This is a genomic window from Pseudomonas sp. FG6 (genome assembly GCF_057809015.1).
In genome coordinates this window covers 22098-33939 of sequence record NZ_JBMDJD010000044.1, presented here as the reverse complement: position 1 = coordinate 33939, position 11842 = coordinate 22098, and the positions used below count along the sequence as shown (strand labels likewise).

At 62.7% G+C, this 11842-nt stretch carries 10 protein-coding genes; 1 reads left to right on the top strand and 9 read right to left on the bottom strand.

The features are described from left to right. Nucleotides 1-138: 138 nt before the first annotated feature. The 8 genes from ACODSJ_RS22120 to ACODSJ_RS22085 form a co-directional block, all read right to left on the bottom strand. A complete protein-coding gene (locus ACODSJ_RS22120) occupies nt 139-843 on the bottom strand; it encodes a PqiC family protein (RefSeq protein ID WP_489103771.1) in 705 nt (234 codons plus the stop codon). Between the two features lie 178 nt (nt 844-1021). Further along, on the bottom strand, nt 1022-3286 hold the full coding sequence (gene parC / locus ACODSJ_RS22115) for a DNA topoisomerase IV subunit A (RefSeq protein ID WP_489103770.1): 2265 nt from the start codon (nt 3284-3286) through the stop codon (nt 1022-1024). Nucleotides 3287-3370: 84 nt separating this feature from the next. Beyond that, entirely contained in the window at nt 3371-4357 is a 987-nt protein-coding gene (locus tag ACODSJ_RS22110; protein WP_489103769.1) for an esterase-like activity of phytase family protein, read from the bottom strand. Then, a complete protein-coding gene (gene parE / locus ACODSJ_RS22105; protein WP_489103768.1) occupies nt 4357-6261 on the bottom strand; it encodes a DNA topoisomerase IV subunit B in 1905 nt (634 codons plus the stop codon). Before parE ends, ACODSJ_RS22110 begins: the two co-directional genes overlap by 1 nt. A gap of 41 nt (nt 6262-6302) precedes the next feature. After that, on the bottom strand, nt 6303-6911 hold the full coding sequence (locus ACODSJ_RS22100; protein ID WP_489103767.1) for a YqiA/YcfP family alpha/beta fold hydrolase: 609 nt from the start codon (nt 6909-6911) through the stop codon (nt 6303-6305). Between the two features lie 621 nt (nt 6912-7532). Then, complete coding sequence (gene cpdA, locus ACODSJ_RS22095; protein WP_489103766.1) at nt 7533-8348, bottom strand: 3',5'-cyclic-AMP phosphodiesterase; 816 nt, start codon at nt 8346-8348, stop codon at nt 7533-7535. Nucleotides 8349-8462: 114 nt separating this feature from the next. Then, a complete protein-coding gene (locus ACODSJ_RS22090; RefSeq protein ID WP_489103765.1) occupies nt 8463-8915 on the bottom strand; it encodes a DUF1249 domain-containing protein in 453 nt (150 codons plus the stop codon). Then, a complete protein-coding gene (locus ACODSJ_RS22085) occupies nt 8906-9523 on the bottom strand; it encodes an NUDIX domain-containing protein (protein WP_489103764.1) in 618 nt (205 codons plus the stop codon). The genes ACODSJ_RS22090 and ACODSJ_RS22085 overlap by 10 nt, the downstream gene beginning before the upstream one ends. Before the next feature lie 214 nt (nt 9524-9737). Between ACODSJ_RS22085 and ACODSJ_RS22080 the strand changes: the two genes are divergently transcribed. Next, nucleotides 9738-10484 (top strand): DUF3298 domain-containing protein, encoded by a 747-nt coding sequence (locus ACODSJ_RS22080; RefSeq protein ID WP_489103763.1) that lies wholly within the window; start codon nt 9738-9740, stop codon nt 10482-10484. Here the strand turns inward: ACODSJ_RS22080 and cytX are convergent. Next, nucleotides 10453-11745, bottom strand: a complete 1293-nt coding sequence (cytX, locus tag ACODSJ_RS22075; RefSeq protein ID WP_489103762.1) for a putative hydroxymethylpyrimidine transporter CytX — start codon at nt 11743-11745, stop codon at nt 10453-10455. The genes ACODSJ_RS22080 and cytX overlap by 32 nt on opposite strands. Nucleotides 11746-11842: the final 97 nt, after the last annotated feature.

Genomic DNA, 11842 nt, shown 5'->3' with positions numbered 1-11842 from the left:
CACAAGGGATCTGTGTTCATACGCCCCCTGTGGGAGCGAGCCTGCTCGCGATGAGGCCAGCCCAGGCAGCAAAGACCAACAGCCAGAAACAACAAAGCCCGCATCAACGCGGGCTTTGCTTTGCATCCAATTCAACCATCAGAACCTGAACACTTCCATGTCCGTGCGAATCGGCAGGGCCATGGGGATCTTGTCCTTGTCCTTTTCGACCGGCTTGGCCGGCGCAGGAGCAGGCTTGCGTGGGGCTTCTGCGACAGGCGGCTGGTTGGCCAGAGGCTTGAGCGCCACCGACAACTGCTCGGCCAGGCGCTGCAACAGGACACCTTGGGCCTGGACCTGCGCAGCGGTGCTGCCAGTGTGTTGTTCTTGCAGATGAACGATCCGGTTTTCCCGCACTTTGCCGCGACGATCGATCAGCCGCCACTGGGCATCGAGTACCGCCGGCTGCGCCTTGCCCGAGTCCAGGCGAGTGATCGACAACAGCACCTGAACATCCGGCGTGAAGCCCTCGGTGGCGGGCGCCAGTACAACGCGCTGGCTGTCCAGGTTGCCGGCGACCTGGCGCAACAGCAACTGGTCGATGTCCGAAGACAGGCTGCCAGCCCAGCGACCGTCGGTGGCGGCCTGCAAGCTGCCGTCCGGTTGACGTTGCAACAAGGTTTCGCGTTGCAGGTAGTCGGCGATCGACACCGGCCCCAGCAATACGGCCATGCCCGCGCTTTGCGCAGGCTGAGCCGGTGTACCGCTGTCGAGTTGATACAACGACACCGGCTGGTTAAGGCTGCAACCCGCCAGGCCAAGCAGGCCGGCAAACCACAAAATAGGAAGGCGCAGAGCAGTCATCGTTCCATCCAGGTAGCAGCCACAAGGCTTACCACAGTGAAAAATACTCGGTCATTATGAAGAACGCTCGGCCACGCCGGCGCTTGAAAGGGCCTATCATCCGTGAATATGCGCTCCGACTCCAGCGCGAAAGCGTCGGCCTGCGGCATTTAATCGCAAACCGAAGCCTCTAGCACGCCTAGTTCAGGTTTTCGACGAGCAGTGCATCCACCCGTTGGAAACCCCTCGGAAGCTTGTTGCCCCGCCGACCGCGTTCACCCTTGTAATGCTCAAGATCGTCTGCCTTCAACGACAGCGTACGCTTGCCAGCCTGCAGCACAAGCGTGGCGCCTTCCGGCAACACTGCAATATCCGTGACATATTCCTCACGGCTGGCCACCCGTTCGCCGGGAATCCCGATGATCTTGTTACCCTTGCCTTTACCCAACTGCGGCAGGTCGCTGATCTTGAACACCAGCAGCCGTCCCTCGGTGGTCACCGAGGCCAACCAGTTGTTTTCGCGATCGGCCACCGGGCGCGGCGCGATGACCTTGGCATTATTAGGCAGGCTCAACAGCGCCTTGCCCGCCTTGTTCTTGGCTTGCAGGTCTTCACCCTTGACGACGAACCCATAACCGGCGTCCGACGCAATAACGTACAGCCCGTCATCATCAGGCATCAGCACGCATTCAAAAGTTGCACCCGGAGGAGGCGTTAAACGACCGGTCAGCGGTTCGCCCTGGCCGCGCGCCGACGGCAGGGTGTGGGCCGGCACCGAGTAACTGCGCCCGGTGGAGTCGACGAACACCGCAAACTGGTTGGAACGCCCGGCCGCCAACGCCTTGAAACCGTCCCCGGCCTTGTAGGAAAGCCCCGCGGCATCGATGTCGTGCCCCTTGGCGGAGCGCACCCAGCCTTTTTCCGACAGGACAACGGTCACTTTCTCGTTCGGCAGCAGATCGTGTTCGCTCAGGGCCTTGGCTTCGGCACGCTCGACGATAGGCGAACGACGGTCGTCACCGTAGGTTTCGGCATCCTTGAGCAGTTCGCTGCGCACCAGCTTCTTGAGCTTGGCTTCGCTGCCCAGCAGGGCTTGCAGCTTGGCCTGCTCCTTGAGCAATTCATCCTGCTCGGCACGCAGTTTCATTTCTTCGAGCCGCGCCAATTGCCGCAAGCGGGTGTCGAGGATGTAGTCGGCCTGGATTTCGCTCAGGGCGAAGCGGGCAATCAGGCTGGCCTTGGGCTGCTCCTCGGTGCGGATGATGTGGATCACTTCATCGAGGTTGAGGTAGGCGATCAGCAAGCCGTCCAACAGGTGCAGGCGACGCTCGACCTTGTCCAGGCGGAATTGCAGGCGTCGACGCACCGTCTTCACCCGGAACTCTAGCCATTCCACCAGCAGCGCCCGCAGGTTTTTCAGCTGCGGCTTGCCGTCCAGGCCGATGATGTTGATGTTGACCCGGTAGCTGGATTCAAGATCGGTGGTGGCGAACAGGTGCTGCATCAAGGCTTCGTGGTCAACCCGGCTGTTGACCGGGATGATCACGATACGGCAGGGGTTCTCGTGGTCGGACTCATCGCGCAAGTCGGCGACTTGCGGTGCTTTCGACGGTTTTGCCTGCATCATCGCAGCAATCTGCTCCAGCACCTTGGCGCCGGAGACCTGATGCGGCAGGGCCGTGACGATGATGTCGCCGTCCTCGATGTGGTACACGGCGCGCATGCGCACCGAACCGCGCCCGGTCTCGTAGATCTTCAGCAGGTCGGCACGCGGCGTGATGATTTCCGCCTCGGTTGGATAGTCCGGGCCCTGGATGTGCTCGCAAAGCTGCTCCACCGTGGCTTTCGGCTCGTCGAGCAAGCGCACGCAGGCGCTCGCCACTTCCCGCAGGTTGTGGGGCGGCACGTCGGTGGCCATGCCCACGGCGATGCCAGTGGTGCCGTTGAGGAGGATGTTCGGCAAACGTGCCGGCAACACCAGGGGCTCGTCGAGGGTGCCGTCGAAGTTCGGCCCCCAGTCCGCCGTGCCCTGGCCCAATTCACTGAGCAGCACTTCGGAATAGCGCGACAGCCGCGCCTCGGTGTAGCGCATGGCCGCGAAGGACTTCGGATCGTCCGGCGCACCCCAGTTGCCCTGCCCGTCCACCAGCGTGTAGCGATAGCTGAACGGCTGCGCCATCAGCACCATGGCTTCATAACAGGCCGAGTCGCCATGGGGGTGGAACTTGCCGAGCACGTCACCGACGGTACGCGCCGATTTCTTGTGCTTGGAGTCGGCGTCCAGCCCCAGCTCACTCATGGCATAGACGATTCGCCGCTGGACCGGCTTCAAGCCGTCGCCGATGTGCGGCAAGGCGCGGTCCATGATCACGTACATGGAGTAATTGAGGTAGGCATTTTCGGTGAAGTCAGCCAGCGATCGGCGCTCCACGCCGTCCAAGCTGTCTGCAAGAATGTCGCTCATGCGGGCCTCATCAGTTCATTGTCTGGCGCGCAGGCACAGTGCCGTCGCGCTGGGTAAATTCAAGTTCAAGTAACGTTGGCCGGTTCATGGCGCGGCGCTCCAGCCACCCTCCGGCGCAGCAAAGCGCCAAATGATCGGTCGCGCTTCGCCATCGGCCCGCGGCTCGTCATTGTTGTCCAGGCCGATCCAGGCGCCTTCGGCGTCGACCACCAGCGCCTCGGCCAGCCCATAGGCCTGGGAATAGCGGCGCTCATCCTGCAAGGCTTCAGCGGCGAACGACCAGCAACGTTCCACCTTCGCCGTCTGCGGGTCACGCCGGCAGATCTGATAGGCATTGCGCTCCAGGGTAAACAGCTTGCCGTCAAACAATGACAGATCGGCGAAATCCCGCGATACGGCCTTGGCCTTGGGGAACTGCGCCGGCTGCATCTCCAGCCCCGCTTCGCTCAGCAACACGCAACTACCTTCACAGTCCCACACCGTTTGCTGACGCTTGATCCGCAGCAGGCCACGACGTTCGCGCTCGCCCGCCAACCACAACTGGTCCCCCTCGGCGTTGACCGCCAAGCCTTCGAACAAAGCGTTGAAATGCAGCAACATGCCACTGGCCCGGGCCTCACGGATCATGGCGGGGGCGATCTTCAGCCAGGATGCGGGGCCCGACGGCGGCACCTGCAACACGGCGGCATGGGACTCGCTGACCACGTAGCGATTGCCCGCGCTGTCACAGCTGATACCTTCGAAATCCAGCTCACCGCCGCGCAGGAACGACGCCGCCCAAGTCCTTGCGCTCAAGCCCCAGGGCAAACCGCTGGCCGGCACCGGCGGCACCTCGATGTTCAGCACCTGGGCTTGCCAGAGCGTTGCACTGGAGGGTTCGAGGCGGTAGATCCGGTCGTCGTCGCGGTCGGAGACTGTCCACATTTCGCCGCCGCACAACGCCAGCCCGGACAAGTTGCCACCGCGCATGCCATCGACGACATGCTCGGACAACAACTTGAGTTCCGGTGCGGGTCCGGCGACAACCATCCCCGCCCACAGCGTCAGCGCCAGGGCGAAGCCACGGCGCATCAGGCCAGGACCTCGGCCAGGTCACCCTTGGATTCGAGCCAGGTCTTGCGGTCGCCGGCGCGTTTTTTCGCCAACAGCATGTCCATCATTTCCGACGTCGCGGCGAAATCGTCCAGGGTCAACTGCACTAGGCGCCGAGTGTTGGGGTCCATGGTGGTCTCGCGCAGTTGCGGCGGATTCATCTCGCCCAGGCCTTTGAATCGGGTGACCTGCGGCTTGCCGCGCTTCTTCTCGGCCACCAGGCGATCGAGAATGCCATCACGCTCGGCTTCGTCCAGGGCGTAGTAGATCTCCTTGCCCAGGTCGATACGGTACAGCGGCGGCATCGCGACATAAACGTGCCCGGCATCCACCAGGGCGCGGAAGTGCTGGACGAACAATGCGCACAGCAACGTGGCGATGTGCAGGCCGTCGGAGTCGGCGTCGGCGAGGATGCAGATCTTGCCGTAGCGCAGCTGGCTCATGTCTTCGGCGCCCGGATCGACCCCGATGGCCACCGCGATGTTGTGCACTTCCTGGCTGGCCAGCACTTCGCTGCCGTCCACTTCCCAGGTGTTGAGGATCTTGCCCCGCAGCGGCAGGATCGCCTGGAACTCCTTGTCCCGCGCCTGCTTGGCCGACCCACCGGCGGAGTCACCTTCCACCAGAAACAGCTCGGAGCGCATCGGGTCCTGCCCGGCGCAATCGGCGAGCTTGCCCGGCAACGCCGGCCCTTGGGTAATACGTTTGCGCTCGACCTTCTTACTGGCCTTGAGACGACGACCGGCGTTGCTGATCGCCAGCTCCGCCAGGGCCAGGCCGGTTTCCGGGTTGGCATTGAGCCACAGGCTGAAGGCGTCCTTGACCACACCGGAGACAAACGCCGCCGCTTCACGGGACGACAAGCGTTCCTTGGTCTGGCCGGAAAACTGCGGCTCCTGCATCTTCATCGACAGCACGAAAGCGATCCGCTCCCAGACGTCCTCCGGCGCCAGCTTCACGCCACGCGGCAGCAGGTTGCGGAACTCGCAGAACTCGCGCATGGCATCGAGCAGGCCTTGGCGCAAACCGTTGACGTGGGTACCGCCCTGGGCGGTGGGGATCAGGTTGACGTAGCTTTCCTGGACGCTCTCGCCGCCTTCGGGCAGCCACAACAGCGCCCAATCGACGGCTTCCTTGTTACCCGCCAGACTGCCGCAGAACGGCTCGTCGGGCAGGCGTTCGAAACCGCTGACCGCGTCCACCAGATAGGAGCGCAAGCCGTCTTCGTAATGCCACTCGACTTTCTCGCCGGTGGCCTTGTCCTCGAAACTGACCGACAGCCCCGGGCACAGCACGGCCTTGGCCTTGAGCACATGCTTGAGGCGGCTGACGGAAAACTTCGGCGAATCGAAATACTTCGGGTCCGGGGCGAAATACACGCTGGTTCCGGTGTTGCGCTTGCCGACGGTGCCGACCACTTCCAGCTCGGTGGCCTTGTAGCCATCGGCAAACGTCATCTGGTATTCGTTGCCATCGCGCTTGACCCGCACCCGCACCTGGGTCGACAAGGCGTTGACCACGGAAATACCCACTCCGTGCAGACCGCCGGAGAACTGGTAGTTCTTGTTGGAAAACTTGCCGCCGGCGTGGAGCTTGGTGAGGATCAACTCGACGCCCGACACGCCCTCTTCGGGGTGAATGTCCACCGGCATGCCGCGACCGTCATCGCTGACTTCCAGCGAGTGATCGGCGTGCAGGATGACCTGCACCGACTTCGCATGCCCGGCCAAGGCTTCGTCGACACTGTTGTCGATGACTTCCTGGGCAAGGTGGTTCGGCCGACTGGTGTCGGTGTACATGCCGGGACGCTTGCGCACCGGGTCGAGGCCCGAGAGGACTTCGATGGCGTCTGCGTTATAAGAACTAGCGCTGGGAGTGGCCATGGGGTCTCGTCGTCAGTGTTCAAATAAAAAGGGGCGATGGCTCACAGCGAGGTGAAATCGATCGCCTGGTACAGGTCGGCGCCGATGCCGGCAAAACTCAACAGTGCCGGTATCCGTTGCGCAAACCCTTGGAAACTGTGGTCGCCACCGGCCTGGATGCGCAAGGCACAAGCGCGGTAATACTGCTGGGCGTGGCGATAATCCAGCGTTTCGTCCCCGGTTTGCAACCATACCTGGAACCGCTGTGGGTCCTGGGGTGCCGGCACCTGCAGCTCGGCCAGGGCCGTGACGTGGTCGTGGGTCAGCTCCCAGGTTTCACCGGTGTACAAATTCTTCTGCGTGCCCAGGTATCCGTCGAACATCCGATGGGGGCTGACGGCCGGGTTGATCAACAGCGCCTTGAGGCCGTGGCGCTCGGCCAAGTGAGTCGCATAGTAGCCGCCGAGCGAGCTGCCGACCAGCAGCGGCCGCCCCAGTTGTGCAATCGCCTGCTCCAACTGAGCCATGGCTTCGCGGGGGTGATGGTGCAGCGCGGGGACTTGCAACTGATCACCCAGGCCCAGGCGGGTCATCACGTCGATGAGTTGACGGGCCTTGGTCGAGGCTGGGGCGCTGTTGAAGCCATGGATATAAAGGATCGAACCCGACATTGCCGACTCCCTGGGTGTTGGGTAAAGGGCGGAGTTTACAGGGAGTTCGAGGGGGATTGGGGTGTTTTGAACAACACCCTATGACCCTGTGGCGAGGGAGCTTGCTCCCGCTGGGCTACGCAGTAGCCCCAAACAAGCAACCACCCTTCCACTGGCAGAACGCGGTGCTTGGTTTTGGGCCTGCTCGCAGGCCAGCGGGAGCAAGCTCCCTCGCCACAGGTGCTTTGTTGGCTTTGGCTTTGGCTTTGGCTTTGGCTTTGGCTTTTGATCTTAGACGCCCCGTTAACCACAAGGGCCGTACGCAGGTATTGCGTAGTGGGCATCCCGGCATGGAGGCCGGGATAGCCGCGCTGGGCCATGGATGGCCCTTCGCGGCGGGCCCACGGAGCAATACCGGAGTGAGGGCACACCGAGCCTAGGCGAGGTGCCCAGTGGTGGGGCACAGCCTTTTTTGCTTACTTTTTTTGGCGCTTGAAAAAAAGTGAGCCGCCGTAAGGGCGGAACCCTAAGTAGCCGTTACCGCAGAAATGGATATGCCCCCGAAAATCCAGGTCGACTATGAGGCAGCCATCGCGAGCAAGCTTTGATCCCACAGCTCACAAGTCTCACAGCCCTGAAAACTCAGTAACCGTTCGAGCCATAGTCAGGCGTAAACTCAAACCCCACCACCCGCTCAACCCCCGTCTCCAACCGCCCATCCGGCAACAGCCGCAACCACCGATACCCCGGCGCCTGCGAGCCCACCGCAAAATCCTCGCTCCCCGGCTCGAACTGAATACACGTCGAAGGCGAAGCCAACAACCGCACCCCATTGCGCACCCGATCAACCTCCTGATGCACATGCCCCCAAAGCACCGCCCGCACCTGGGGAAACCGATCCAGCACGGCAAACAACGCCTCGGGATTACGCAACCCGATGGGCTCCATCCACGCACACCCAATCGAAACTGGATGATGATGCAGGCACACCAGATGATGCCGCTCCGGCGCCTCGCTCAAGGCGTTGGCCAACAGGATCAACTGCTCCTCGGCCAAAAAACCGGGTACCGATCCGGGCACGGCGGAGTCGAGCATCGTCACGCGCCAGTTGCCAATGTTCACCACCGGATCGAGCAGCGTGCTCTGGACCGCCGCCCCCAGCATCACCTGCGGCTCGTCATGGTTGCCCGGAATCCAGCGCGCCGGCGCCCCGATTTGCGCGGTCAGTTGCCGAAACGCCTCGTAGGACTCCAGCGTGCCGTCCTGTGACAGGTCGCCGGTGGCAAGCACCAGGTCGATGCCCGGCTGCTGCGTGAGCACCAGGTCAATCACCGCCTGCAAGCTGGCACGGGTGTTCATGCCCAGCAACGAAGCATCGGCCTCGGCGTACAAGTGGCTGTCGGACAATTGGACCAGCAACGCCGCATCGGCGGTGGTCAGGTTGGATACGCTCGGCAAATCGCTCTCTCCCTGGCGCAATCACGCCGTTGCATGAAGCCGCAATTATGCTGGGGATGATCGAAAGGGGAAACCCGCGAACCGGAACCGGTTCACAACCCACAACCGGTAAAGCTAGCGAACGAATTCGAACTCGTGGCCCAGCGCCAGGCAATGACTCAGCCACTCGCCCAGGAACAGGTTCAACTGGGCCTTTTCATCCGGCTGGTGCATCGACGCATTGGGATAAGGATAGATGCCGCGAAAGCGCCGCGCATGTTCGGCGCTCACGACTTCGGCCATGCGCGCGTCGTGATAGACCTGCACTTCCAGCTGAGGCACCGGCAGCCACGGCAGGCTGTGCTCCTGGCGCACTTGCAAGGTGGTGGTGTAGGGGCAGGTCTGCAGCACTTCGAGGGCCAGCACGCCCAGCATCTGGTCGCCATGGGTCACGGCGATGCGCCGCGGCGCCGGGTCGTTGCGCATGTCCGGCAACAGACGCATCAACCGCGCGTAGTTGGCCTCGCAGGCGGCCTGCAAGCCCACCAGGTCGACGCGATAACGGTCGCGCAGTTTGCTCAGGACCATAACCCCCTCACTTCCTCGCGATTCAAGGCCAGCCATTGCAGGGCGATGATGCTCGGTGCGTTGCAGATCTTGCCGTCGCGTACCGCTTGCAGGGCATCTTCGAAGGCCCAGACCTTGACGCGGATGTCCTCGGCTTCCTCTTCCAGGCCGTGCAGCCCGCCTACGCCGGTGGTGCTGCAACGTCCCAGGTACAGGTGCACGAATTCATCACTGCCGCCGGGGGATGGGAAATACCGGGTCATCGGCCACAACGCCGTGAAGGCCAGTCCCGCCTCTTCCTGCGCTTCGCGATGAGCCACTTCTTCGGGCTGCTCGTCCTTGTCGATCAAGCCAGCCACCAGCTCTACGAGCCAGGGATTCGAAGTCTTGTCCATGGCGCCGACGCGAAACTGTTCGATAAGCACCACTTCATCGCGTTGCGGGTCATAGGGCAGCACGCACACCGCATCATGGCGCACGAACAGTTCACGCCTGATTTCACGGCTCATGCCGCCGGCGAACAATTCATGGCGCAGGTGCACACGGTCGAGCTTGTAGAAACCCTTGAAGCAGCTCTCGCGCTTGATGATGTCCACGGTGCTCGGAGTGGTGTTGGCGAAATCGGTCATGACAATCCTCGTTTGCAGTCGATCAATACGAGGTTCCAACCTCGGCTTCGCGCCATCCTAACGCGCCCGTACCCTTTGATGCAGCCCCTTTCCGGTCATCGGGATGGACGGCTGCGCTTAAAGTCACTCTAATGAGCTTAGTGGCGAACTGATTGCCCTGCCGACAGTCGAAGCCGGTAACTTTTCGCCTTTCCCTGCTCCATGAAGGACACCCATGTCGCTTTTCAAAACTGCTTGCGTGGCGGCCATTGCCCTCACACTCGGGGCTTGCCAAAGCCTGTTCCAGCCCAACTACCGCACGCCACTGGAAACCACCCGCGATGCCTCCGAGCAACTGCAACCCGGTTGCGCCAGTGCCGACTGCCCCTTGGTGAACATCGATACGCTGCGCTTTCCCGCCGAGCCGAACCTGGACGGCATCGTCGAAAAACGCCTGCTGGAATTGACCCGCGCCACCCCGGGCGCTCCGGTGGCGCCGACATTGGCGGCCTATAGGGAGCAGTTCTTGCGCAGCGCGGCGCCGCGCACCAGCAGCTATTTGCAAGCCAAGGTACGCGAACAGCATGACGGCCTGGTGATCATCGAACTGTCCAGCTACCTGGACACCGGCGGCGCCCACGGCACCCCCGGGCGTGGCTTCATCAACTATTCGCGCCAGCAGCACAAGGTGCTGACCCTGTCGGACATGTTGCTGCCGGGCCAGGAAGAAGCCTTCTGGAAAGCCGCCCAGGTGGCCCACAACAGTTGGCTGATCAGCACCAAGCTGGATCAGGAACCTGAGTTCCTGAAACAGTGGTCGTTCCAGAAGACTCCGAACGTGGCGCTGACCTACGGCGGGGTGATCCTCAAGTACGAAGTGAGCACCATTGCGCCTTACGCCCTGGGCCACGTCGAACTGAAGATCGCCTACCCGCGCCTCAACGGCATCCTCAAGCCCGAGCTGTTTCCCGGCCGTAGCTGAAGGCCCGGCCCAGCAGCAATTGCAGCAGCCCTGCCAGGATCAGCGACGGCAGGGTTGCACCGATGTCCGGGTAGAAATTGGCCAGCAAGTGATAGGTGCTGATCCCGCCCAGCCACGCCAGCAGCGCCGGCCAGCGCAACGCCGCCGCCACGACCTGGCTGCCGCGCTTGCGCAGGATGAAGTGATCCACCAGCACCACGCCGAACAGCGGCGCGAACACCGAACCGATCAGCAACAGGAAGTTCTGGTATTGCGCCAACGGCGCGAAGCAGGCGATCACGGTGCAGAGCACGCCAATCGCCAACGCCAGGTGCTCGACCTTCAACCCCGACAGCATGCCGCTGGACACCGCCGCCGAATGAATGTCGGCAAAGGCGTTTTCCGATTCGTCCAACAGAATCAACAACAGCGGAATCCCCAACCCGGCGCCCGCCAAGGCCAGCAGCAACGCGTTGACTTCACCACTCGGCGCGAACGCCAAGGTGTAGGCCACGCCCAGGCTCATCAGCCAGAAGTTACCGATAAAGAAGCCCAGGGCCGTGCCGCCGAAGACATTCTTCGCGCGCTTGCCGAACCGCGAATAGTCGGCGATCAGTGGCAGCCACGACAGCGGCATGGCAATGGCGATATCGAACCCCACCGCCAACGGCATCGAGCCGTCGCCCGCCTGGGCCCACAACGCCGCCAGGTCAGCCTTGGCGAACAGGTTCCAGGTCAGCCAACTGCACGCCGCCAGCAACAGCCAGATGCCCCACTTGCGCAGGACCTTGCGCACGAACGTCAACGGCCCGCTGACCGCGAGCAGGGTCGCCAGGGCGCCGAAGAACAGCGTCCACAGCAAGGGATTCGTCCACAGGCTGCCTTCGCTGAAGGCCCGGGCGCCGAGCAGGCTGGCCGCGTCGCGCATGACGATGATTTCGAACGAGCCCCAGCCGATCAGCTGCAGCAGGTTCAACACCGCCGGCACGCTCGCGCCCTTGCTACCGAGGCTGAGCTTGAGCGCGGCCATGGCCGACAAACCGGTGTCGCTGCCGATCACCCCGACCGCCGCCAGCAACAGGACGCCCACCAGCGTGCCGAGGAAAATCGCCAGCAACGAACCACTCAGGCCCAGGCCCGGCGCGAGCAGGGCGCCGACTTGCAGGACCATCAGGCCGATGCCGAGGGAGAACCACAGGGAAAACAGATCGCGGGCGCCGAAGACGCGTTTGTCCGAGGGGACGGCGGTGTCTGGGGAGTAGGTGCTGGGTTGGGTGTTCACAGAAATATCTCAGGGGAGCCTATTTTTGGGGTCGATGATCATCCTTGTGGCGAGGGAGCTTGCTCCCGCTGGTCTGCGAAGCAGACCCAACACCAGA

Coding starts and splice junctions, on each gene's coding strand:
- ACODSJ_RS22085 (WP_489103764.1), bottom strand. CDS start 9,523: ATGACCGATTTCGCCAACACCACTCCGAGCACCGTGGACATCATCAAG.
- ACODSJ_RS22100 (WP_489103767.1), bottom strand. CDS start 6,911: ATGTCGGGTTCGATCCTTTATATCCATGGCTTCAACAGCGCCCCAGCC.
- parE (WP_489103768.1), bottom strand. CDS start 6,261: ATGGCCACTCCCAGCGCTAGTTCTTATAACGCAGACGCCATCGAAGTC.
- ACODSJ_RS22090 (WP_489103765.1), bottom strand. CDS start 8,915: ATGGTCCTGAGCAAACTGCGCGACCGTTATCGCGTCGACCTGGTGGGC.
- ACODSJ_RS22120 (WP_489103771.1), bottom strand. CDS start 843: ATGACTGCTCTGCGCCTTCCTATTTTGTGGTTTGCCGGCCTGCTTGGC.
- ACODSJ_RS22110 (WP_489103769.1), bottom strand. CDS start 4,357: ATGCGCCGTGGCTTCGCCCTGGCGCTGACGCTGTGGGCGGGGATGGTT.
- ACODSJ_RS22080 (WP_489103763.1), top strand. CDS start 9,738: ATGTCGCTTTTCAAAACTGCTTGCGTGGCGGCCATTGCCCTCACACTC.
- parC (WP_489103770.1), bottom strand. CDS start 3,286: ATGAGCGACATTCTTGCAGACAGCTTGGACGGCGTGGAGCGCCGATCG.